A 23,555-nucleotide genomic window follows, 5' to 3' on the forward strand; every position below is an offset into this window, starting at 1 on the left:
AATTCTTTACTCACCGTAACATTATTATAGCAGTTGGCTACTTGTGTAAACAAATCTTCCACTCGGTTGGGTTCTGGAATCAATTTGAGTTGTTGTTCCCAGAAAGGTTTATCCATTTCCATTGCCATCTTTGCCGTGAATTTAAACTCTCTTAATCCCGGACGAATCTCACCAGCACCAATGACAATCATTTTCTTTACTCTTGCTGGATACATGGCGCCGAATTTATAAGCCGAATACCCACCATCACTAAAGCCAAGTACGATGACACTATCTTTAGTAACAGCATTGATAACAGTCATGGCATCATTGGCTCTTTGCTCAAATGTTAATGGTTTTGTTCCCAATTCTGATTTACCATGCCCACGGCTAGAAATAGCTATCACTTGATATTGTCCTTTCAGTTGGTCTATAAAATCAGCAAACTCAATGATTGAGCCAAATAAACCTCCATGCAACAACACGATTGGTTGACCTTTACCATAGACTTCATAATAAATTTTAGCATCTTTTGTTTGTACATAATGCCCTACTTGAGGGTTATTTCTATACGGAATTTTATTTACTACATTAGCTGGCTGGAATGCTCTTCGTAGTGTTTGCTGTCCATAAAGATTGGATATTGATAGTATTACTGTCGTTATGATTGAAATAAATTTTGAAAACATTGGTTTATGTTAGATGTTTATGTTGTATATTTTTTTAAAAGCAACGAACATTAGAGATTGTTAATTTTAATAGTACTAAGCTTTTCCTTTCCAATTCTTTGGTTCAGAAAAAGAAATGGCTGTTACTAACAGGAGTTTATGGTTACACGACAGGTTTTATGAGACATATCGGAACTGCAAGATAAAAAATAGTGCTAACATCGTATCGGCAATAGGTTGGCTAACTGATGACTCATTCATAGCAAATCTGTCCATTTCTCAATTCAGTCGTCAGACTCTAAATTATAATTGAACTTTTATAAAAATTCATAAACTAATGTGAAAAAGAAAAAAATCATTTCTATCAATAGCATCAAGGATAAATATAATGACGGTTTAATCATTATACAGGCAAACTTTAATGGTTTCCCTGATTCAAACGATGTAGGGCAATCTCATAGGGACGACGGTCATTTATTTATATTACAGGAAAAAGGAACTACGTATATTGAAATAGATTTTCAAAAACATAAAATTGATGCGCCTTCCATTATTTATATTCATCCTAATCAAGTTCATCGTTTGATTTTGTTTGAAAATGCTACGTTTAGTGGTTGGATAATTACCAGTGAAAATATACAGCCCGAATTTCTGAAACTATTAGAAGAGCTCGTACCAGCCAATATTCTTCCGTTAAACAAAGAGGTATTTGCAATTATTTCAGAGGTTGCTTCTCTAAGCATAAAACTATCAGAGCGGAAAGATGAAAAGCTCTACTATCCCATTCTCAAAGAAAGTTGTAACACCTTGGTAGCTTTAGTTATATCGCAATATTTATCATTAGCCAAATCGTCCGACCAAGTGTCACGTTTTGCAGTTATCACGAAGGCCTTCAAATTATCTTTGGAACAAAATTATATAGAAAGTAAACGACCAGCCGAATATGCAAAAAAGTTAAGTATATCAACTTCTTACCTAAACGAATGTGTCAAAACCACTACGGGTCATTCCGTTACATATCATATACATCAGCGTGTTATATTGGCATCACAACGCCTGCTTTATTATTCAGATAAATCTATAAAAGAAATTGCCCATGAACTGGGCTATGATGACTATTCCTATTTTATACGATTATTTGCCAAGTTTACAGGAATGACTCCTGTAGCATTTAGGAGCAAAAACCTCGATTAGTCCTATACTTACCCTATATTGACCTTGTGGAGCCATTGCGTACCTTGTAGTTTTGTACTTTCAAAAATTATAAAAGTATAAAATATGGAAACATCAAAAGTAAACCAGCCAGGTTACGTATTGCGTTTTAAGGCGAAACCCGGTAAAGGGGAAGAATTATTCCAGTTATGTAATGACCTACACTTCACTGGCGATCCGGATGGCCCTGTCAATTGGGTTCTCGCTCGTTCAATTGAAGACCCAGACCTTTTGTGGGCATTTGAGTTCTACCGCGACGATGCTTCATTTGAGCGTCACTATTCCAACCCTGAGCTTGAAGAGGGACATCAACGGGTTATAGATTTGCTTGATGAAGATGGCGATGAATTGGGGATTCGTGAGCACATTCGTATTATATTTTCTAGTTAAATTAAAATAATTAATCCTAATAGTTACTTGGATTAATTTGAGTCAAAGATTTAATTCTTAGGCTACAATGGCTACTTTGTGAAAGTAGCCATTGTAGCTTAAGAAAACAGATATATTCATATCAACGACCCATTAAGATTAATATTAGTCTCGTTTTATAATACTCCGCGCGTTTTATGAGATATTTGTGTTGTTTTTTGTACTTTTATTCACCATGAAAGCATCTCACGAATTTCCTAATCCAGCGTTAAATATAGTCTTAAAACAACGAGGCTTCAAAGTAAGTTGGAACACACTTCAAAAGAGCAGCCCTACGGCATTTGGTCGTCGCCATTTCAATTTAATTCTTCTAAGTATTGGGCATAGTAAAATACATTTTAACGACCATGTTTTCCACCTTGATGGCGTGTACTTATTCTTTGCTAACTCTCGTGTGCCTTACGCTACCGAAATTTTGTCTGATAATCATACAGGCTACTCTTGCGTTTTTACAGAAGAATTCATTAAGCCTCTTGCAAGACTTGAAAGTATCAAACAATCTCCATTATTTAAAGTAAATGGAACACCAGCCTTTAAACTTAACACAGAACAACAGGCTAAATTAACTGGAATATTTGAAACGATGATTGCCAATGATACAACAGATTATCTCTACAAGGATGATATGATGCGTAATTATATTCAATTAATTATTCATGAAACGTTACAAATGCAACCAGATGAGCATTTTACTCAATTCAATAATGCTTCGTTACGAATAACAACCAAATTTATGGAAATTCTTGAGCGACAATTTCCAATTGAAGATATGAATAACCCTATCCATTTAAAAACTGCTCAGGATTACGCAAATCAGCTTTCTATTCATGTAAATTATCTAAACCGTGCCGTAAAGGAAATATTAGGAAAATCTACTACCACTATTATTGCAGAGCGAATCTCTGCAGAGGCGATAACTTTATTACGATATACAGATTGGAATATTGCCGAAATTGCTTACGCATTAGGGTTTGAATACGCTAACTATTTCAGCAATTTCCTAAAAAAAGCAACAGGAAACTCGCCTAAGTTTTATCGAGCAAATCAGGTTTGAATTTTATACTTTTTGGATTGAATCATTTATTCTTTTGGGAACTACGACAGGTACCTTTGTATTACTGAATGAGTCGAAACTTATATTGTTTTAACTCAACAGTAGAAAAAGAATAATTCAATTCAAATATCATGAATAACTCAGAAAAAAAAACAGAAAAGGTAATGCCGATTTTTGAGTCAGCATATACCTACAATGCAGGAATTGAACATGGAATGCTTAGTGATTTTGAACCAAGCACACGTATTTTGCCAAAAGATTACCAAGTTGGTGAAAGATTCAAAAAGTTACCAGTAGAAATCGTTTTTGAGAAAGACGTAGCAGTTACTTTGCGTGATGGTGTAAAAATTTATGTGGATATTTTTAGGCCCGCTACGAAGGAGAAAATTCCTGTTATTATAGCATGGAGTCCTTACGGCAAAAGTGGTGGTACAGCACCTAAGACTACCGGTCTTTTTGATATGTTAGGGCTTGATAATGCTATGCTTTCAGGTTTAGCAAAGTTTGAAGGGCCCGACCCAGCCTATTGGTGTGCAAATGGATATGCAGTTTGTAACCCTGACCCAAGAGGTATTGCCCATTCAGAAGGTGATATTTCGATGATTGGCACACAAGAAGGAAGAGATTGCCATGATTTGATAGAATGGCTTGCTATGCAAGATTGGTGTAATAGCAAAGTTGCCATGAGTGGTACTTCATACCTTGCTTTTTCTCAATGGTTTACTGCTGCTGAACAGCCCCCGCATTTGGCTGCCATAAATCCTTGGGAGGGATTAAGTGATGCCTATCGTGATTTGGTAATGAAGGGAGGAATGCCAGATTTACACTTCACTAAGCGATTACAAGTAAACCACGTGGGTAACGGAAAGCGTGAAGATGTTTACGCCGAAGCACTGTGTTATCCATTGGCTAATAATGAAGTTTGGGAAGACAAGATTGTTAAATTTGACAAGATTACAGTACCTGCTTTCGTAGTTGCGAGCTATTCCAATACATTGCATACCACAGGAACTTTCCGTGCATGGCGCAAAATGGCTTCTCAAGAAAAATGGTTACGCATTCATAATACACAAGAATGGCCTGATTACTATGAAGAAACGAATAAAGAAGATTTGCTGCGTTTCTTTGATCACTATTTAAAAGGGATCGACAATGGTTGGAGGACAACACCTCGTGTTCGTTATGCCATACATGATTTTGAAGGTGGCGACCGCATCAATCAAATAGCAGACCAATTTCCGCCTAAAGAGATTAATTATCAAAAGTATTACCTCGATGGCAAATCTCGTAGTTTAAAACTTGATGAAATATCACATGAGATTCCAGTAGTTTACGATACCGAATCTGAGCATGGCTTAGCATCATTCACCATCCGATTTGATAAAGACACAGTGATGGTAGGTTATCCTAAAGCACACTTATGGGTAGAAGCTAAAGGAGCCGATGATATGGATTTGTTTGTTAATATTCAAAAACTGGATAAGCACGGCAATCATTTACAACAATTTGTGGTGCCTAATCAGGGTGCTTTGATGCAAGACCTTACTGAACGAGGCAGCTCTGTATTAAGATACAAGGGATCTAGTGGTCGTTTACGTGTTTCTGCACGTCATTTGGATAAAGAATTATCAACAAATGAAATTCCAGTACACAGCTTTGATAGAGTTGAAAAATTAAAAGCTGATGAAATTGTGGAAATCGAAATCGACCTTTTGCCCATTGGTATAGTATTTTATGAAGGCGAACAATTACGATTTGTCATTAGCTCAAAGAATGATTTGGGGGCGATTATGCCTGGTACACCTGGTTTTGTTCCAGAAAATAAAGGACAACATATCATACATACTGGTGGAAGACACGATTCTTATATTCAATTACCTATCAAAACGATATAATGTAAGATTCCCCCCAAATAGTAGGAATTAAATGTTAAACATCTTCTCCAATCTTAATTTTTAAACAGTAGACTTTATCACAGTTTATTATGTATTGATATTTTACAATTCAATTTGTAGCTCTAATATAGGACTGTATGAAGGATTTCAAACTATTGCAGATTTAGGATTTCTGATTTCGGAAATAAAGTAAAATACCTTTATTTTTCACAAAAATAGAAGATTACTATTCCGAAACTCAACATCCAATATCCGAAATGGATGGGTATTATATTCCTTCGTACAGCCCTAGTTTTAATATGTCAATTTCTGCGTAAAATGAGAATTATCACATGATTCAAAATCATGAATTTACGGTTTGATTTTCTATTATATCAAACCGTGATAAGGTCTATTAATAGTTTAGCGTTCTATTGCCCATCCATTTAATAATCTCTGGGTTTCGATGGTCGAAAAAGAGACTTGCTTTGGTATCTAAACTTTTGATGCTTTCCATGTCGGCTTCATCAAGTTCAAAATCTAAACTGTTAAAATTTTCCGTCATTCTTTCTTTCCGCACCGATTTTGGAATGACCACAACGCCTCTTTGGGTAAGCCATCTCAGAATAATTTGAGCTACACTTTTATGATATTTTGCCGATAAAGCAAGCAATAATTCATTTTGGAAAATATTGTTTTTCCCTTCAGCAAATGGTCCCCAAGATTCTATCTGAATATTGTTTTCCTTTAAGAATACTTGATTATCAATTTGTTGGCAGAATGGATGCGTTTCTACTTGGTTTACTGCTGGTGGCGTTTCTCCTCCAAACATCAATAAATCCATAATTCTATCGGGCTGAAAATTAGAAACGCCAATGGCTCGTACTTTGCCTTCTTTGTAGAGTTCTTCCATCGCTCGCCACGAGCCAAAAACATCGCCATAAGGTTGATGAATCAGGTACAAATCCAGATACTCTAATTGTAATCGCTCTAAAGATTTATGAAACGCCGCTTTTGTTTTTTCGTAACCTGTATCTTGTACCCAAAGTTTGGTGGTAATAAAAAGTTCTTCTCTGGCTACGCCACAGTTGTTGATAGCATTGCCTACGGCTTGTTCGTTCATGTACGATGCCGCAGTGTCAATCAGGCGATAGCCCGTTTCAATGGCATCAATCACAGATTTTTCGCATTCGCTGGCATCTGGAATTTGGAACACTCCAAAGCCTAAAATAGGCATTACGATTCCGTTATTTAGTTGTACTGTTTGCATAATTTTAGTTTAAATATTTATATTCACTTGGCGAAACGCCCACTTTTTCTTTAAACAACCTCGAAAAATGCTGCGGATATTTAAAGCCAAGTTCATAAGCAATCTCATTCACGGTTTTTTCTCCTTCATAAACCTTATTTTTGGCAGTTTCAATGAGTTTATTCATAATAAATTCTTTGGCAGATTGCCCCGTTTCTTTTTTGATTAAATCACCAAAATAATTGGCCGATAAATTCAGTTCATCTGCAAAATATGCCACCGAAGGCAAGCCAAGTATATGTGGCTTATCTGATGCAAAATAGATATTCAGCAACGCTTCAAACTTCTCTAAAATACCTTTGTGAGCAACTTCACGAGTAATAAATTGGCGGTCATAAAATCGTTGGCAATAATCCAAAAATAATTCAATATGACTGGCTATCAGTTTCTTGCTGTGTTTGTCGATGGGTTGTTGTAGTTCAAATTCTATTTTAGCCAAAATATCAAGAATCATTTTTCGCTCATCATCCGACAAGTGTAAAGCCTCATGGGTTTGGTAATCAAAAAATTTATAGTGGCTTATCACTTTACCAAGATGCGTTCCAATTAATAAATCAGGGTGAAAAAGTAAGCCAAAACCCATTGGCTGATAAACAATTTTTGGGTTTTCTATACTTATAAACTGCCCTGGAGCATAAAATACCAATGTACCTGCCTGATAATCATAGTAGTGGCGACCATATCGAATGTCACCACAAACCACATCTTTTAAAATAATACTATACAAGCCATACTGAAATTTGATGCTTTCCACATCGCCCCAATCTCTCGGATTAGCCTTTGAATAATCAATCACCGTAACCAACGGATGGAGTGTTTTGTGATTATTGGCAGCGTTAAATTCACTTATATTATGAACGTTTACAATCTTTTCCATGTCTGTTTCATTTGAATTGTTGTCAAATTTAAACGTTTTGAAACAACAATTTTCAAGCCTATTCTTCAATCAGTAAAAATGGTAGAAATACCAGTAATTTTTATACTAATACAAGCTACAATTAAACTGAACTTTGTAATCAGTAATTCTCAATATTTAAAAAACTCAATCTTCATGAAAAAAAATAGTTTTGGCTTTGCTTTTATGTTTCTGTTTTTTGTCGTTTCATCAAATGCCCAGCTTGTAAAAACGAATGCAGGAATGGTTAAAGGTGTTACCGAAGGTGATGTGACGATTTTTAAAGGCATTCCTTACGCTGCACCGCCCGTTGGTGAATTCCGTTGGCGACCACCACAACCCGTAAAGCCTTGGACAGGTGAGCGTGATGCCACCACTTTTTGTAAAGATTGTGGACAAGCAGGTTGGGGACAAGGTGGAAGACAAAAAATAGCTCCCAATGTTTCAGAAGATTGTCTTGCCTTGAATATATGGAAACCTGCCAATGCCCAAAAAGGTGCAAAATTACCTGTAATGGTTTGGATTCACGGGGGTGGATTTACTGGTGGAAGTGGTTCAACGCCTCAAAATTTTGGACATGAATTTACCAAACAAGGGGTTATTTTGGTTAATATCCATTACCGTTTGGGACGTTTAGGCTTTTTTACTCATCCTGCTTTAAATAAAGAATTTCCGAACGAACCCAAAGGAAATTATGGCTACATGGACCAAATAGCAGCTTTGCAATGGATTCAAAAAAATATTGCAGCCTTCGGTGGCGACCCTAAAAATGTGACAATATTCGGTTTCTCGGCAGGTGGTGTTTCGGTACACTCTTTATTGACGATTCCAGCAGCCAAAGGGCTTTTTCATAAATTAATCAGTGAGTCGGGTGGTGGCAGAGATGGTGTGCTTACAGGAAGACCAATAGGCAAAGAAAATGCAGATGTTTTCTATAATATTTCTGCCGAAACTATCGGTTTGAACTTTGCCAAAAGTAAAGGCATAGAAGGAACTGATGCCGATGCTTTGGCAAAACTGCGAGCATTAAGTATAGAAGAAATTGTAGATGGAGGACAAGAAACCGATGGGCCAAATGGCCCACGTACCTATTCAGGCCCAATACTCGACGGAAAGTTAGTAGTAGAAACAGCCGAAAGTGCTTACATGGCTGGCAGACAACCCCAAATGCCTTTAATGATTGGTAATTGTAGTGCCGAAATTAGTGGTGCGTTTGTGAGTAATGCCAAAACAAAAGAAGAATTGTTTGCTTCATTCGGAGAGTTAGAAGCTGAGGCAAAAGCCGCTTATGACCCAGATGGTAGCAAAACATTTAATGAAGTAATCACCAAATTCAATACCGACTGGGTTTGGGGAGAGCCTGCTCGAATGACCGCCAGAACATTTTTGGCAAAAGCCGCACCTACTTATATGTATCAGTTTGGATATGTGCCTGCGGCTGCACAGCAAAGGTCGCCTTACGGTGCTGGTCATGGCTCAGAGGTTTCGTTTGTTTTCAATACACTCGATGCTCCACGTTTTGGTCCTCCTTCTAAGCCAACTGAGTCAGAATACGAATTAGCCAAAAAAATGAATGCTTATTGGGCAAATTTTGCGAAAACAGGAAATCCAAATGGTGCTGGTTTGCCTAATTGGCCAATTTACAACAACCAAAATCAAGATATGCTTGATGTGGAGCTTGACGGCAAAATAGTAGCTAAACCCGACCCTCGCAAGGCAAGATTTGATGTTGTTGAAAAAGCATTTAAGAATAGAGGTAAGATTCAATCAAGAGGTATTTAATAAGTTGTATCATTTAAAATCAGATTAATTCAACATGAAACGTATAATTTCTTTATTATCAATCAGCTTATTGATAATTCAATTTTCTTTTGCTCAGTCAACAAAAGACGAACAAACAGTATTACAACTATCCAAAGACAAGTGGCAATGGATGGCCGATAAAGACGTGGACAAGCTCAAAGAATTATTTGATGCCAAGGCAAAGTTTGTACACATGAGCGGTACTTGGAAAACAGACGAAGAACTCGAAATTATCAAAACTGGCAGTATTTGGTACAAACAAGCCAAAGTGCATGATACTGCCATAGAAATGTCTGGTAAAACGGCAATCGTTTGGAATAGAATTACTCTTGACGCAGTAGTTAGAGGCAATGTAGCTGTAACTGAATTTACGGTAACAGAAGTGTATCAAAAACAAGGCAAAGCGTGGAAGATGTTAGCCTTAACCTTTAGTAGTGTACGTGATACGCATCAGATTAAGAAATAGTAAAAGCAAAGAAAACATGATTGGCTTTAGAAAAAATAGCTTTTTGTTGGCGGTAATAAGTATTCCATTACTTATTACTGCTTGTGTTTCTAATAAGGGCTTATTGGTCATTAAAGAACAAGGCAGCTTTGCTGTTGGCGGTTCGGTAATCAAAAATGAAGGAACATTTGACCCCATCAAGCGAACACCAGAGGGACAAACTTTTCATGGCGACCACGCTTATATTACGTATCAGATTCCTGCAAAAGCCCGAAAATTACCCTTGATTTTTTGGCATGGCATCGGACAGTTTTCTAAAACTTGGGAAACAACGCCCGATGGTCGTGAAGGATTTAATAATATTTTTCTGAGAAGAGGTTTTGGCGTTTATCTAATCGACCAACCTCGTCGGGGCAATGCCAGCAGAAGTACCGTAAAAGCTACTATTGAACCAACACCTGACGAACAAATGTGGTTTGGAACGTTTAGAGTAGGCATTGGTTATGATTATTTTCCAGGAGTACAATTTGCCAAAGACGAAGAAACACTAAATCAGTATTTTCGTCAGATGGTACCCAATATCGGCGGTTTTGATACGGAAGTTATAACCAATGCTACTTCAAAACTTTTTGATAAAATTGGGGAAGGAGTACTCGTAACACACTCTCATTCAGGAGGTTTTGGTTGGGCTACTGCGGTAAAAAATAACAAAATCAAAGCAATTGCCTCTTATGAACCGGGTAGCGGTTTTCTCTTTCCAGACAATGAAGTGCCTGCTCCTGTGGCAAGTTCGGCTGGCCCTGTTGCAGCCATCGGTGTGCCGATGGCTGAATTTTTGAAGCTCACCAAAATTCCAATTATCATTTATTATGGTGATTTTATTCCTGAAAAACCAGACCCTAATCCCGGTGCTGACGGTTGGAGAGCAAGAATGGAAATGGCTAAAAAATGGCGTGATGTAGTTAATAAATATGGTGGCGATGTTCGAGTTGTTCACTTGCCAGAAATTGGAATCAAAGGTAATACCCATTTCCCTTTTTCTGATTTGAATAATGTAGAAATTGCTGATTTGCTTTCTAAATGGTTAAAAGAAAAAGGATTAGATAAATAATCAATACCTTTAATCCCAAATTCAAAAAATATGAAAACTCATAGTCGTCGTTCATTTCTAAAAGCTTCTGCCCTTTCTGGTGGGGGCTTTATGCTGGGTATTAGTTTTTTGTCAAATTTCAAATCCTTTGGAAATGAGCCAATTGCTAATTTACCTCTTGGTTTCAACGAACTCAATGGTTTTGTAAAAATTACTGCCGATAATGTCATCAAAATCATGTCGCCAAATCCCGAAGGCGGGCAAGGTGTAAAAACCTCAATGCCGATGATTGTGGCAGAAGAATTAGACGTTGATTTTTCTAAAATCATTATCGAACAAGCCGATTTAGATACCAAACATTTTACTCGTCAATTTATTGGAGGAAGTCAGGCAATACATTTAAGTTGGCAACCGCTACGCTTGGCTGGGGCTACGGCTCGTCAAATGCTCAGGGAAGCGGCTGCCAAACAATGGAATGTTCCTGTGGACGAAATAAGTACTCAGTCGGGTGTTTTGTATCACAAAAATTCTGGAAAATCAGCCAACTATGGTGATATGGCAACGGCTGCCGCACAAATTCCTGTTCCGAAAGAGGTAAAACTAAAAAGCATTCCAGATTTCAAAATTATTGGGAAAAGTCAGGGCAATGTTGATTTAGCGAAAATTGTAACGGGAAAACCCTTATTCGGTATAGATACCCAAGTTAAGGGAATGCAAATTGCCATGATTGTGCATCCGCCAGCTTTTGGCTTGAAATTTAAGTCGATTCAGAACGAAGTAGCTGTTAGCAAAATGAAGGGAATCAAAGCCATTTTCCCCATTAAAATTTTCAATGAAGACTACGAAAAAACGTTTTTTGATACGACCACTTTCAACGAAGTAGTGGCTATTGTCGGCAACAGTACTTGGGAAGTAATGCAGGCAAAAAAGGCCTTGAAAGTTACTTGGCAACCTATCGAAAGCTATACTCAAAACCGCAATATGTTGGGTAGAAAGATAGTTGAGAAAATTCCTGCTGGCTTAGAAGATACCATTGAACACAAGGCTAAATTGGCTGAACGAATCACTCAACCTGCTACGGTTCGTCGCAAAGATGGAGATGTTGAAACGGCGTTTAAAATTGCCACAAAAATCATAGAACGCACTTTTAATGCCCCATTTTTGGCACATAATTGCATGGAGCCTATGAATTTCTTTGCCCACGTGACGGATGAAAAAGCTGAACTTTCAGGGCCATTACAAAAACCAGAATTTACAGAACAAGCCCTTTCGGCTCGTTTGGGAATGCCTTTAGAAAAAATTGATATTAAAATGACTCGTTTGGGCGGTGGCTTTGGTCGCCGTTCTTATGCACATTGGCTGATTGAAGCCGCTTTGATTTCACAAAAAGTAAAAGCCCCTGTAAAATTACTTTATACTCGTGAAGACGATATGACTGCGGGAATTTATCGCTCTACGTACTCAGCCTATTTTCGGGCGGCGTTAGATGCCGACAATAACCTAATCGCTTTTCATGTAAAAGCAGGAGGCACGCCCGAATCTCCTTTGTATCCCAATCGTTTTCCCGCTGGAGCAGTCGATCATTATTTAGCAGAAGATTTTACCATTGATTCAAATATTACCGTGGGTTCGTATCGTGCACCACGTTCCAATTTTATGGCGGCGGCTGAACAATCTTTTTTAGATGAAGTAGCCGAAGCCGCAGGAAAAGACCCCATTGATTTTCGTTTAGCCTTATTGAACAGAGCCAAAGAAAAACCTGTGGGCAAAAACAACGAATACGAGCCAGAACGCTTTGCCAAAGTATTAGAATTAGTCAAAGAAAAAGCCCATTGGGAAAGCATCAAAATGACCAAAAAATTAGGGTTTTCGGCCTATTTCTGTCATGATTCCTATGCTGCTCATATTCTTGATTTAGAAGTAAAAGACGGCACGCCCGTTATCAACAAAGTATGGTGTGCCATTGACTGCGGTATTGTTATCAATCCAGATGCTGCCAAAAATATGGCTGAGGGTGGAATTGTAGATGCCCTTGGTGCAGCCCTGTATGGAAAAATGACATTTACAAAGGGCGTTCCAGATGCGAATAATTTTCACAATTATCGCATGATTCGCCACAATGAAGCTCCCAAACAAATAGAAGTACATTTTGTAAAAAACACGCTCGACCCTTCGGGTATGGGCGAACCCGCTTATCCACCAGTGTATGCGGCATTGGCAAATGCCTTATACAAAGCAACGGGCAAGCGTTTTTACAATCAACCATTCAGCGACAACTTGTAATTTCAAAAATAATAATGTTTGAAAATCGCAAGTTATTATTTGAAAAACATCCTTTATTATTGATTTATTTATATATTATAGTTAAATATTAGTAATAAATTTAATACAATATTATGGCAAAATATTCTTTAAAAATAAACGGAAAAACGCAACTAATAGATGTTGACCCTTCAACGCCAATACTTTGGGTTTTGAGAGATCACCTTAATATGCCAGGAACTAAATTTGGTTGCGGAATGGCTATGTGTGGTGCTTGCACAGTTCATTTGGACGGCACTGCAGTGCGTTCTTGTAGTTTGCCAGTATCGGCTGTTGGAAAACAAGCGATTACTACTATCGAAGGTTTATCTGCTAACGGTACTCATCCAGTACAAAAAGCTTGGCTTGAACACGATGTGGCTCAATGTGGTTACTGTCAGGCTGGACAAATCATGAGTGCGGCGGCTTTATTGAAAGATAATCCAAATCCTTCAGATGAAGATATTGATAATTATATGAGCGGAAATATTTGTCGCTGTGGTACTTATCTACGTATCAAAGAGGCAATCAAAGCGGCTGCTAAAAAGTAATTAACTTTAAACCTGATTGGAAGTGGAAAATACAAATACACAAAATCGTCGTTCATTTTTAAAGTCTTCCGTTCTTGCAGGCGGTGGACTGATGTTGAGTTTTAGTTGGCTTGCCAATGCTCAAGCTACCGACAAAATGGCTGCATTGAATTTGCCAGAACAATGGAATGAGCTCAACGGATATATCAAAATTACGCCTGATAATGTTATCAAAATTATTTGTCCAAACCCCGAATTTGGTCAAAATGTTATGACTTCGCTTCCGATGATGGTAGCTGAGGAATTGGATGTAGATTGGAAAAACGTGGTCGTAGAAATGGGACCACACGACAACGTAAAGTTAGGGCCACAATTTACGGGCGGTAGTAATTCTGTAAGAATGTACTGGAAACCTTTGAGAAACGCAGGGGCTTCGGCAAAACAAATGCTTATCGAGGCAGCGGCTCAAACATGGAGCGTACCAGCCAGTGAAATTACGACCAAAGCGGGCGTTCTTTCACATTCAAGCGGTAAATCGGCGAAATATGGCGAAATGGCGAGCAAGGCGGCTACCATTCCCGTTCCGAAAGACGTAAAGCTCAAAACACCCAAAGATTTTTCTATTGTTAGTCATTCAAAGAAAAATACAGAAGGTTTAAAAGTTGTCACAGGAAAACCACTTTTTGGAATAGATTATAAAGTTGATGGAATGCTCATTGCCATGATTCAGCATCCGCCTGCCTTTGGTATGAAATTAAAATCTTTCGATGCTTCGCAAGCTTTAAAAATGCCAGGAATCAAAGATATTTTTAGCTTCAAACTCTATGATGATGGTTTTGAACAAGGTGGTTTTGATACTCGAACTTTCAATGAAATGATTGCCATTGTTGGCAAATCCACTTGGGAAGTAATGAATGCTCGTAAAAAAATCAAAATTCAATGGGAAGCAGCTGGCGACACCAAAGAAACCATGATGGGACGAGGCGGGAAAAGAGAAGTGACCGTTCCGGGCAGGTTAGAAACCACAAGCGACCAATTGGCATTGATGGCTGATTATGCAAAAAGACCTGCACAGCAATTAAGAAAAGATGGCGACCCCGAAACGGCTTTCAAAAATGCCGCTCTGGTGATTGAACGTACTTATAATGCTCCATTTTTGGCCCATAATACCATGGAGCCGATGAATTTCTTCGCTCACGTTTCTGAAGATAAAGCTTTGGTGGCTGGACCCTTACAAGCACCGGGTTGGATGGAACCCACACTTGCCAAAATCTTGAATTTACCTGCCGATAAAATCGAAATTCAAATGACTCGTATGGGCGGTGGTTTTGGACGTAGAGCTTACGGGCAATATGTGTATGAAGCGGCTCGCATCTCTCAACGCTTGAAAGCACCTATCAAATTGATTTATACCCGTGAAGACGACATGACTTACGGCATCTATCGCCCGATGTACACGGCTACTTACCGTGCAGCTTTAGACGCAAACAAAAACCTGATTGCATTTCATGTAAAAGGTGGCGGTATCCCTGAAAACCCAATCCATGCCAATCGTTTCCCTGCTGGTGCGGTGGATAATTACTTGGCTGAGGCTTGGGAAATTCTTTCTAATATTACCATTGGGGCTTTCCGAGCACCTCGTTCAAACTTCAATGCTGCGGCCGAACAATCATTTTTAGATGAAGTAGCCGAAGCAATGGGCAAAGACCCAATCGCCTTCCGACTTGATTTGTTGAAACGTGCCAAAGAAAATCCAGTAGGCAAAAACAACGAATACGATGCCGACCGCTACGCTGGCGTATTGGAATTACTCAGAGATAAATCGGGCTGGGATAAACCCGAAAATAAAGATAAAAAACGTGGTGTAGCCGCTTATTTCTGTCATGCTTCTTACGCTGGTCATGTGGTGGATATAGTCATGCGTGACGGTCAGCCTTATGTTGAAAAAGTAACCAGTGCCATTGATTGCGGTATTGTCGTAAACCCCGATGCTGCCAAAAATATGGTGCAAGGGGCAGTCGTGGACGGCATCGGTAATGCTTTTTATGGGGCATTGACCCACAAAAACGGAGCAGCCGAACAAAGTAATTTCCATAATTACCGCATCATTCGTCATAACGAAGCCCCCAAGGACATAGACGTACATTTTGTACAAAACAACATCGACCCGACGGGTCTTGGCGAACCTCCTTTCCCTCCTGTGTTCGGGGCTATTGCCAATGCTTTGTATAAAAGCATGGGAAAGCGTTTTTATAACCAGCCATTCTCTAGCGAAATGTCGAAGTCTTAAAAAGATACTTTAGGATTTTTGAAAACACTTAACTGGCTGTTTTATGTCGGTTAAGTGTTTTTTTATAGAATAACTCCGTAACTCAAAGTACCGAAAGTGTAAGGCTGATAATATCTTGATAAACGGATTTTTGCCATTTATCATAATAGAAAGGAATCTTCTGAGAATTTTCTCATCTTTATTGATATATCTATTAACTTCAATACGATGGGATTCTTAAAAAACATATTCGGACCTAGCAAGGAAGAAATTTGGGTGCAGCTAGAGCAAGAAATTAATGCGAGATTAATCAACAAAGATAGTTTTTGGCATGATTCAAAAGTGGTACTGGAACATAAAAACTGGACTATCATTTTAGATGTCTTTCATCATTCGTCTGGGAAAAGTTCAACTCCTTATACTCGGATGCGTTGTGCTTATATCAACAAAGATGATTTTAGGTTTACCATTTATCCAGAAGGACTTTTTACAGACCTCGCTAAATACTTTGGGATGCAGGATATTGAAATAGAAGATAAAATCTTTGACGATACCTTTGTACTGAAAAGTGAAAATCCTGATAAAATCAAGACATTGTTTAACGATAACAATATCAAAAATGCTTTTTTTGCATTGGCGGATCTATCCCAGTTTCAAGTAAAGGTACAAGATGATGAAGGTTTTTGGAGCCAAAGCTTTCCAGACGATGTTGACGAATTGTACTTAGAGGCACTAGGCGTAATCAAAGATTTAGTAACGCTCAAAAATATGTTTAAGCTTTTTGCTGAAATTATGGATAGACTTTGTGAAATAGGTTCAGCATACGAAACTCACCCAACAATTAATTTGGAATAATCAAGTATTTAGGATTGCTGATTTCAGATATATATTTACACTTATCTATTTTTTAAAATATGATTTCAATATGAGGATTTTAATTCCGATATACAAAGTCAGATATCCTGCGTAAATGCTTCTTAAAACCCTCCATTTCGGATACAACCTCCCCTATCCTATCTTTCTCTTTTTTAAAATCATATCATTATACCATTATCTTGTACCTTTTTTCAAAGTATTTTAAACACCTCTTTATTGAGTAATAGTGTACACTTATACCTTCGATAGTAGCATTTTTTATTTATCCTTCAAAAAGTGCACTACAATACACTTTTTTAATTATTTTTGCTTAAACTAAAACAAAAACCCCTAAAAGAGCTATATAATGCACTTTCAACTATTAATTAAGACTATTAAAGAAAGACGAGAAATGCTGCAAGTCACTCAGGAGACTTTGGCAGAACTCTCTGGGGTAGGACTGCGCACTCTCAAGCAGTTTGAAAGTGGTAAGGGAAACCCTACTGCCGATACGCTCCAAAAATTAGGTAATGCTTTGGGTTTAGAATTGTGTTTCAGAATAAAAGAATTGTAGTAATGTATGAGACAAGCACAGGTTTTTTATAAAAATCAGCTCGCGGGAATTTTAACTCAAGAGGATGACGGCAATTTTACTTTTTGCTATCTAGATGTATGGTTTACGGATAATAGCAAACCTGCTGTGAGTTTGACTTTGCCCAAAACGGCACAATGTCATGCCTCGGAGGTTTTGTTTCCTTTTTTTTACAATATGCTTCCAGAAGGTGTAAATAAACAGGTGGTTTGTCAACTCATGCGTATAGACCCTGATGATTATTTTGGGTTGCTACTGATTACAGCACGACACGATAGCATTGGGGCTGTAACAGTGCAAGAGCTACAATAAATGACATAAACCAACCATATATCTTTTCCAATTTTATGCAACTCGACAGATGCCCAGGAACCTTGGCAATAGGATACGACACTTACAGCAAAACGTGTTTGAATCGGATGTTTGAGGGTCGGAAAGTTTCTCCGATTCTTCCTTATCTATCTCCCGTGGGTAATCTTGAAACAGATGAGCTTTTTCAAGAAAATCATACCAGAATATCGGTATCGGGAGTACAAGAAAAGTTTTCGGTATTGTTAGAGAAAAACCGTCTACGACTAGTAAATGAGGGTGAACGAGGAGCTTATATCTTAAAACCTATTCCGTCGACAGGGAAAAATACGGTACTAATGCCTGCCAACGAGCACTTGACCATGCAAATGGCACGACAAGTTTTTGAAATAGAAACAGCAGAAAATGCCTTAATTTTTTTCCAAAATGAACAACCTGCTTACTTGACTAAAAGGTTTGACCTGAAAAAAGATGGTAGTAAATGGGCTAAAGAAGACTTTGCCTCTTTGGCTGGAAGAACCCCACAAACCCACGGAACTCACTATAAATACCAAGGTAATTACCTGGAGCTATTTGCTATTCTAAAAAAATATGTGCCAGCCTACAGTATCGAAGCTCCCAAACTCTGGAAACTCCTCTTGTTTAATTATTTGTTTTCAAACGGAGACGCACATTATAAAAACTTCTCCCTTATTGAAACTGAACTAGGGGATTTTAGACTTAGCCCAGCTTATGATTTACTAAATAGCCGTCTGCATATCAACGATGGCGACTTTGCCTTGGAAGAGGGACTTTTACCCAAAACTATTGCAAAAGGAAAAATCCATGAGCAGTTTTTTACACTAGCTCAAGAAGCTCAAATTCCAGAAAAGACCATAGAACGGATTTTTACTTTTATGCTCAATCAGTCTGAAAAGGTTTTACCGCTGATTGAAGCTTCTTTTTTACCTGAAAAAACAAAACGGAACTATTGGCAAGCTTACCAAACACGATTGAATAAGTTGAAAAGATAAACGCTATTGCATACAAGCATAGATTAATTGAATTTATCCCTGACTTCAATTAATCTATGTTTCTTTACTTTTATTTGACTAGTATAGACATTATTTTTTCCAGTCAATCACCTTAAAATAAGCAGGTTTTGGTTTGAAGTTTTCATCGAAAAGTAAAGGATAGTCCTTTCGGCCTTTCACAGGAAAATTATCTAGCCAAGAACGATTGTCTGCGACATTCCAAAAGGTAACACCCGTAATGACCGACTTGTATTTTCTAAATATTTCAAACATTTTACCATAATGTTCGGCTTGTTTTTGCAAAATAGCATCCGTAAGCACCAGCTTATCTTTAGCGGTTTTTTCACGACTTTCATGCTCTTTTTGAAAAACAGAAACGTCCATTTCTGTGATTTGAACCTTTAATCCCAAAGAGGAAAATTTCTTAATTGACTCCTCTAATGCCTGATATGAAGGCTCATAAATAGACCAGTGACCTTGTAAGCCAACGCCATGAATAGGTACACCTTGAGCTAGTAGTTTTTTCAGTAATTGGTAGATTTTTTCTCTCTTCTGAGGGTTTTCGGTATTATAATCATTATAAAAAAGCTGTGCCGCAGGGTCGGCAGTATGTGCATACTCAAAGGCTTTGGCGATGTATTCTTCTCCAATGATTTCTAAAAATGGGCTCGGACGTAGCATTTCTGTACCTGCATCGGGCACAGCTTCATTGACTACATCGTAGGCATAAATTTGTCCACGGTAGCGTGACATAATCATCCCAATATGCACCTTTAAGCGCTCCAGCAAAAGGGCTTTACTGACCTTCATCCCGTCTTTCATAAAAAACCATGTAGGCGTTTGATTATGCCAGCAAAGAGTATGACCTCGCATTTTCATACCATGAATCTTGGCATATCCGAGCATTTCGTCTACTGGAGCCCAATTATATTCATTCTCTGAAGGATGAATTGGTCCCATTTTCATGGCATTTTCGGGCGTAATGCTGTTAAATTCTTGGGCAATCAACTTACTTTCAGGCTCGTTAGTAAGTACTTTTTGATTGACTGCTACACCAATAGGAAAGTATGATTGATAGTAATCTTTGAGTCCTTGCGTTTGGGAAAAGCTGTAGGAATGAGCACCCACAATGAGTGCCGAAATACAAAGTTTTGTCAGTATGTTAAAATTGTTCAAGGCTATTTAGGTTTGTGATGGGTGATGGAATATTTCTAAGAATAGTTCAAAAAGAAGACTTCTCGCAAAGTGCTAAAAACTACATAGTGCCATCAAGGTAGCACTATGTAGTCACGATTTTCAAAGATTTTTCAGGATTTTTTTTCAACTGACTATCGCAAACGTTTTCGAAATGAGCATTCTTGTAGCTTATACCGATAAACATAGTTTTCTTGTAGAATCATTAGTCTTTAGTGATACCTATCATACGTGAAAGCCATTTCTTAAAAAAGTACCAAAGTAAAATATTAGTAATCATAAAATTACACTCACAATTCAGCACTCATACTTAATACACCACATTTCCTTCAAACACCAACGACGTAACAGGTGATACTCGTGAGACTGCTTCGGCTGAACAACTGGCATCGACAAAAGCAATATTGGCTTTATCGCCTACTTTTGGCCATTGTTGTTGACCTTGGTCATTGAGTGGAAGGATGTTTCCAGTGGCCAACTTGAGACTTCTTGATAGCAAAAATTCAGTATTATAACCATACAATTGCGCCATCAGATTGGCTTTTTGTAAAACACTACCTGTACCATAGGTATTCCAATGATCCACGATACTGTCATTTCCTGTCACCACATTGACTTGATATTTGTAAAGTGTTGGAATAGGCATTATCAACGACCCAATAGGAATAGTTGAGGCAATACCGATTTGAGAAGCTCCCAACTTTTCGGCGACTTCTTCTTGTTTGTTTTTTTCTAATTTTCCTAAAACAAAACAATGACTGACAAAAGTTTTGCCTTTGAGCACAGGATTTTCGTTAACTTTTTGGATTAAATATTCAACAGTTTTGAGTCCCGATTCGCCCGATTCGTGTAAATGAATATCGATTCCTTTGTTGTTGTCAAGGGCTAGCTGAACGGTAAAATCAATGGTTTTTTCGATAGCTCCGTCAATGGTATAAGGGTCAACGCCACCAATGAAATCAATATCCATTTGAGCAGCATCTTTCAAAAAAGGCACCGAGTCAGTATAAAATACCCCATGTTGCGGAAAAGCAACGAGCTCAGCACCAAAGGTTTTTTTCTTATTTTCAAGGGCTTTTTGTAAGTTCTTCAAAGATTGAAGTTTTGAGGTAGGTTCGATATTGACATGGCTTCGGGCAAAATTAGTTCCTTTTGACTGTAACAGCTCAATGAGTTTTTCGGCCTTTTGGGTAGACGTTTTTAGAAGTTCAGGCAACATTTTTTGTTCCAAAGCAATCATTCCTTTTACGCCATTGGTTCTTTTTCGAGTAGCCTGCCATTTATCTCCATAAAATGTTTTATCCAAGTGAATGTGCATGTCTCGAAACGAAGGTAACATCAAATGTCCTTTGGCATCAATCGCCTTTGCTTGGGGCTGATTGGGCGCTATTTTACTGATTTTTCCGTTTTCAATTTCAACTAAAAATAAATCCGTTTTGGTCGCAATCACCTCTCCTTCTTCGTACTCAAATCCTATTTCTAGTCGAACATTTTTATAAGTCAATTTGCTTCCTAATAGCTGGGCAGTGTTGTCGGAAGATATTTTATGTTGAGAAAATTCTTGCGTCATTGAAAGTCCCGTAAGGGCTAAAGTAGAGTTTTTAAGGAAATCTTTTCGAGAAAAAGTATTCGTTTTTTTCATCGTTTCAGTTTGTTTAAAAGTAAGAAATGGGAATAGTTTAGTCATCGGAACAAAGATAAAGCTATTTGGTCTCTTTACTTTTTTAGCACTGTAAAAACTGAAGGCTCTTCGAAAAATGATTCTTTCCGAAGAGCCTTCAAATACTCTAAAATATTACTAACAAAGATTTTTGTTTAGCCAGCTCAGTACTTCTTTTTTTACTTATAGGAATGCACTGATTGTCCCACGAGTTTCCAAGCACCATTGATTTTTTCGAGAAGTCGCATCTCATACGAAAAGCTACTTTGACCGTCTTTTGAAACGGATTCTTCGTCATGATTTACCCAAGCACTATTCCCAATGATACTCATTTTTACGTTGGAAATAATCGCATGACCGCCATTGCCCATCAAGTTGGCAGGAGGATTAACAATGATTTTTGGGTCAAGGTCAATGGTTTTTCCTTCCTTGGTCGAAATCAAAATACGACTGTAGGGTTTTACTGCCCAACAATCTGCATGAGCTTTAACATTACCCTCTCGCCATGTAGAAGCTTCTTTTTCAAGAAGTTCACGAATGGCTACAGAGTCTTTTTTCGATTGTCCCCAAGTGCCAAAGGAGAGTAAAAGCAAGCAGATTAAGACTAAATATGATTTCATAGATTATTTTAATTTCATTTTCACAGGATCCCACTGAATGATTTTTTTCGAGAAATAACTTTCGTTACACGCCAACGCTGGAGCTGCCGCTCTAAACCCAAAAGTGGCATCTTCGACTACCTGTTTACCTGTACGAATCGAATCAAAGAAGTTGGTAAAATGGTCGAGATGGTCGCTGTAGCCTGCTGGTACTTTGAAAACAATATCGTCTTTCGTTTTTCTTTTGCGCTGTTCGGCTGTCCATTTAGCATCATAATCGGCTTGCATTTCGGTTTGCATACTTTTTGAAAAAGTAAATAACGAATCATAACCTCCAAAGCCTGGTGCTTCTGGCATGATGCTATGTTTGATGGTAATGTTATTGCCCATTACTTCAATAACTCCTTCAGAACCAATGAGTTTTATAATTTCTTGTCCTCCTGTACCGCTGATAAAGTTTACCTGTAAAGTCAGCTGGAAGGCATCGTGCTCAGCACAATCTGGATATTGCATCACACCCGACATTACGTCTGGCATATTACGACCATCTTTCCAGTAGCTAAATTGTCCTGTACTAAAAATAGTTTCAGGACCTTTTGAGTTGGTAATCAAGTGCGTACCACTCAACAGGTGAATAAACAAGTCTCCTGCGACACCCGTTCCAACTTCTTTGAAGGCTCGCCACCAGAAGAATTTTTTAGCATCAAATGCCATTTTTTCAGTTACTTCTATAAACTTATCCCAGTTGGTGGTCATGGCATCCGCATCTTTGGGAATGGTATATTCCCACGAACCAATCGAGCTTTGGCGGTCGTAAACGGCATTTACCATATTGAGCTTTCCGATTTCACCAGCCGCCAATAATTCTTTAGCTTTGGCATAACCAAGACTACTCACACGCTGGCTACCTACCTGCAATACTTTTCCTGATTTTTTGCTCGCCTCAATCACAGGATGACCTTCACTGATTTTGTACACCATCGGTTTTTCGCAATAGACGTGCTTACCTTTAGCAAGGGCATCAAGGGTAATGCGCGCGTGCCAACAGTCTGTCGTACAAATCAAAACGGCATCAATATCGGGTCTATCTAAAAGTTCTTTATAATTTCGAGTGGTAAAAAGATCTTTGCCGAATTGCTCTTTAGCGTTTTCAATTCTTCCTGTATATAAGTCACATATACCAGCTAATTCAACACCAGGCACTTTGAGTGCGGTACTCAAATCAAAATGTCCTTGTACGCCATAGCCAATTACGCCAATACGGATTTTGTCATTGGCAGTAATTTTTTTATTGTACTGCAAAATACGTTCTTCGGCTTTGCCTTGATTAGCCAGTGAAGCAAATGGCGAAGCAGCTGAAATGAGGGTTGTGGCACCAATTTGTTGCAAAAATCTTCTTCTCGAAGCAGCATCATTGTTATTTTTCATAGAATAGGAATATGTTTGGGGTTATTTTGTTATTGAGGGAATGAATG

21 protein-coding genes are annotated in these 23,555 nt (G+C 38.2%); 14 read left to right on the forward strand and 7 right to left on the reverse strand.

The window, feature by feature from the left end:
- Window positions 1–668: alpha/beta fold hydrolase (locus GVN22_RS18155; RefSeq protein ID WP_166552430.1), on the reverse strand; the 668-nt coding region annotated here is incomplete at its 3' end.
- Window positions 669–986: 318 nt separating this feature from the next.
- Here GVN22_RS18155 and GVN22_RS28430 point away from each other — a divergent pair.
- From GVN22_RS28430 to GVN22_RS18175, 4 genes are all read left to right on the forward strand, one after another.
- Window positions 987–1,841 (forward strand): helix-turn-helix domain-containing protein, encoded by an 855-nt coding sequence (locus GVN22_RS28430; RefSeq protein ID WP_166552431.1) that lies wholly within the window; start codon window positions 987–989, stop codon window positions 1,839–1,841.
- Between the two features lie 84 nt (window positions 1,842–1,925).
- On the forward strand, window positions 1,926–2,249 hold the full coding sequence (locus GVN22_RS18165) for a putative quinol monooxygenase (RefSeq protein ID WP_166552432.1): 324 nt from the start codon (window positions 1,926–1,928) through the stop codon (window positions 2,247–2,249).
- 214 nt (window positions 2,250–2,463) lie between these two features.
- Window positions 2,464–3,342 (forward strand): AraC family transcriptional regulator, encoded by an 879-nt coding sequence (locus GVN22_RS18170; RefSeq protein ID WP_166552433.1) that lies wholly within the window; start codon window positions 2,464–2,466, stop codon window positions 3,340–3,342.
- Window positions 3,343–3,473: 131 nt separating this feature from the next.
- Complete coding sequence (locus tag GVN22_RS18175; protein WP_166552434.1) at window positions 3,474–5,237, forward strand: CocE/NonD family hydrolase; 1,764 nt, start codon at window positions 3,474–3,476, stop codon at window positions 5,235–5,237.
- 394 nt (window positions 5,238–5,631) lie between these two features.
- Here GVN22_RS18175 and GVN22_RS18180 read toward each other — a convergent pair whose 3' ends face one another.
- Entirely contained in the window at window positions 5,632–6,486 is an 855-nt protein-coding gene (locus GVN22_RS18180) for an aldo/keto reductase (protein ID WP_166552435.1), read from the reverse strand.
- A 4-nt stretch (window positions 6,487–6,490) separates the two neighbouring features.
- Complete coding sequence (locus tag GVN22_RS18185) at window positions 6,491–7,402, reverse strand: AraC family transcriptional regulator (protein WP_166552436.1); 912 nt, start codon at window positions 7,400–7,402, stop codon at window positions 6,491–6,493.
- A gap of 174 nt (window positions 7,403–7,576) precedes the next feature.
- Between GVN22_RS18185 and GVN22_RS18190 the strand changes: the two genes are divergently transcribed.
- The 10 genes from GVN22_RS18190 to GVN22_RS18235 all read left to right on the forward strand — a co-directional run bounded on the left by GVN22_RS18190 (window position 7,577) and on the right by GVN22_RS18235 (window position 18,627).
- Window positions 7,577–9,202 (forward strand): carboxylesterase/lipase family protein, encoded by a 1,626-nt coding sequence (locus tag GVN22_RS18190; protein ID WP_166552437.1) that lies wholly within the window; start codon window positions 7,577–7,579, stop codon window positions 9,200–9,202.
- A gap of 34 nt (window positions 9,203–9,236) precedes the next feature.
- Window positions 9,237–9,689 (forward strand): nuclear transport factor 2 family protein, encoded by a 453-nt coding sequence (locus GVN22_RS18195; RefSeq protein ID WP_166552438.1) that lies wholly within the window; start codon window positions 9,237–9,239, stop codon window positions 9,687–9,689.
- A gap of 16 nt (window positions 9,690–9,705) precedes the next feature.
- Complete coding sequence (locus GVN22_RS18200; RefSeq protein WP_166552439.1) at window positions 9,706–10,779, forward strand: alpha/beta fold hydrolase; 1,074 nt, start codon at window positions 9,706–9,708, stop codon at window positions 10,777–10,779.
- Between the two features lie 30 nt (window positions 10,780–10,809).
- A complete protein-coding gene (locus GVN22_RS18205; protein ID WP_166552440.1) occupies window positions 10,810–13,041 on the forward strand; it encodes a molybdopterin cofactor-binding domain-containing protein in 2,232 nt (743 codons plus the stop codon).
- 113 nt (window positions 13,042–13,154) lie between these two features.
- A complete protein-coding gene (locus tag GVN22_RS18210; protein ID WP_166552441.1) occupies window positions 13,155–13,610 on the forward strand; it encodes a (2Fe-2S)-binding protein in 456 nt (151 codons plus the stop codon).
- Window positions 13,611–13,701: 91 nt separating this feature from the next.
- A complete protein-coding gene (locus tag GVN22_RS18215; RefSeq protein ID WP_205690953.1) occupies window positions 13,702–15,879 on the forward strand; it encodes a xanthine dehydrogenase family protein molybdopterin-binding subunit in 2,178 nt (725 codons plus the stop codon).
- 207 nt (window positions 15,880–16,086) lie between these two features.
- A complete protein-coding gene (locus tag GVN22_RS18220; protein ID WP_166552443.1) occupies window positions 16,087–16,713 on the forward strand; it encodes a DUF3137 domain-containing protein in 627 nt (208 codons plus the stop codon).
- Window positions 16,714–17,080: 367 nt separating this feature from the next.
- Entirely contained in the window at window positions 17,081–17,287 is a 207-nt protein-coding gene (locus GVN22_RS18225) for a helix-turn-helix domain-containing protein (RefSeq protein ID WP_166552444.1), read from the forward strand.
- A 6-nt stretch (window positions 17,288–17,293) separates the two neighbouring features.
- Entirely contained in the window at window positions 17,294–17,617 is a 324-nt protein-coding gene (locus tag GVN22_RS18230) for a HipA N-terminal domain-containing protein (protein WP_166552445.1), read from the forward strand.
- A 35-nt stretch (window positions 17,618–17,652) separates the two neighbouring features.
- On the forward strand, window positions 17,653–18,627 hold the full coding sequence (locus tag GVN22_RS18235) for a type II toxin-antitoxin system HipA family toxin (protein WP_240915700.1): 975 nt from the start codon (window positions 17,653–17,655) through the stop codon (window positions 18,625–18,627).
- A gap of 90 nt (window positions 18,628–18,717) precedes the next feature.
- Here GVN22_RS18235 and GVN22_RS18240 read toward each other — a convergent pair whose 3' ends face one another.
- From GVN22_RS18240 to GVN22_RS18255, 4 genes are all read right to left on the reverse strand, one after another.
- A complete protein-coding gene (locus tag GVN22_RS18240; protein ID WP_205690948.1) occupies window positions 18,718–19,803 on the reverse strand; it encodes an endo-1,4-beta-xylanase in 1,086 nt (361 codons plus the stop codon).
- Window positions 19,804–20,131: 328 nt separating this feature from the next.
- Complete coding sequence (locus tag GVN22_RS18245; RefSeq protein ID WP_166552446.1) at window positions 20,132–21,463, reverse strand: amidohydrolase; 1,332 nt, start codon at window positions 21,461–21,463, stop codon at window positions 20,132–20,134.
- A 197-nt stretch (window positions 21,464–21,660) separates the two neighbouring features.
- Complete coding sequence (locus tag GVN22_RS18250) at window positions 21,661–22,101, reverse strand: endo-arabinase (protein ID WP_166552447.1); 441 nt, start codon at window positions 22,099–22,101, stop codon at window positions 21,661–21,663.
- 3 nt (window positions 22,102–22,104) lie between these two features.
- Window positions 22,105–23,508 (reverse strand): Gfo/Idh/MocA family protein, encoded by a 1,404-nt coding sequence (locus GVN22_RS18255; protein ID WP_166552448.1) that lies wholly within the window; start codon window positions 23,506–23,508, stop codon window positions 22,105–22,107.
- Between the last annotated feature and the right edge of the window lie 47 nt (window positions 23,509–23,555).

The sequence above is a fragment of the Cellulophaga sp. BC115SP genome, assembly GCF_009905545.1.
GTDB lineage: Bacteria > Bacteroidota > Bacteroidia > Cytophagales > Spirosomataceae > Flectobacillus > Flectobacillus rivi.

Excerpts from the sequence above, each read along its gene's own strand:
- GVN22_RS18220 (WP_166552443.1), top strand. The coding sequence starts at position 16,087 with ATGGGATTCTTAAAAAACATATTCGGACCTAGCAAGGAAGAAATTTGG.
- GVN22_RS18165 (WP_166552432.1), top strand. The coding sequence starts at position 1,926 with ATGGAAACATCAAAAGTAAACCAGCCAGGTTACGTATTGCGTTTTAAG.
- GVN22_RS18185 (WP_166552436.1), bottom strand. The coding sequence starts at position 7,402 with ATGGAAAAGATTGTAAACGTTCATAATATAAGTGAATTTAACGCTGCC.
- GVN22_RS18195 (WP_166552438.1), top strand. The coding sequence starts at position 9,237 with ATGAAACGTATAATTTCTTTATTATCAATCAGCTTATTGATAATTCAA.
- GVN22_RS18255 (WP_166552448.1), bottom strand. The coding sequence starts at position 23,508 with ATGAAAAATAACAATGATGCTGCTTCGAGAAGAAGATTTTTGCAACAA.
- GVN22_RS18180 (WP_166552435.1), bottom strand. The coding sequence starts at position 6,486 with ATGCAAACAGTACAACTAAATAACGGAATCGTAATGCCTATTTTAGGC.
- GVN22_RS18245 (WP_166552446.1), bottom strand. The coding sequence starts at position 21,463 with ATGAAAAAAACGAATACTTTTTCTCGAAAAGATTTCCTTAAAAACTCT.
- GVN22_RS18205 (WP_166552440.1), top strand. The coding sequence starts at position 10,810 with ATGAAAACTCATAGTCGTCGTTCATTTCTAAAAGCTTCTGCCCTTTCT.
- GVN22_RS18200 (WP_166552439.1), top strand. The coding sequence starts at position 9,706 with ATGATTGGCTTTAGAAAAAATAGCTTTTTGTTGGCGGTAATAAGTATT.
- GVN22_RS18250 (WP_166552447.1), bottom strand. The coding sequence starts at position 22,101 with ATGAAATCATATTTAGTCTTAATCTGCTTGCTTTTACTCTCCTTTGGC.
- GVN22_RS18190 (WP_166552437.1), top strand. The coding sequence starts at position 7,577 with ATGAAAAAAAATAGTTTTGGCTTTGCTTTTATGTTTCTGTTTTTTGTC.
- GVN22_RS18235 (WP_240915700.1), top strand. The coding sequence starts at position 17,653 with ATGCAACTCGACAGATGCCCAGGAACCTTGGCAATAGGATACGACACT.
- GVN22_RS18225 (WP_166552444.1), top strand. The coding sequence starts at position 17,081 with ATGCACTTTCAACTATTAATTAAGACTATTAAAGAAAGACGAGAAATG.
- GVN22_RS18230 (WP_166552445.1), top strand. The coding sequence starts at position 17,294 with ATGAGACAAGCACAGGTTTTTTATAAAAATCAGCTCGCGGGAATTTTA.
- GVN22_RS18215 (WP_205690953.1), top strand. The coding sequence starts at position 13,702 with ATGTTGAGTTTTAGTTGGCTTGCCAATGCTCAAGCTACCGACAAAATG.
- GVN22_RS18210 (WP_166552441.1), top strand. The coding sequence starts at position 13,155 with ATGGCAAAATATTCTTTAAAAATAAACGGAAAAACGCAACTAATAGAT.
- GVN22_RS18175 (WP_166552434.1), top strand. The coding sequence starts at position 3,474 with ATGAATAACTCAGAAAAAAAAACAGAAAAGGTAATGCCGATTTTTGAG.
- GVN22_RS18170 (WP_166552433.1), top strand. The coding sequence starts at position 2,464 with ATGAAAGCATCTCACGAATTTCCTAATCCAGCGTTAAATATAGTCTTA.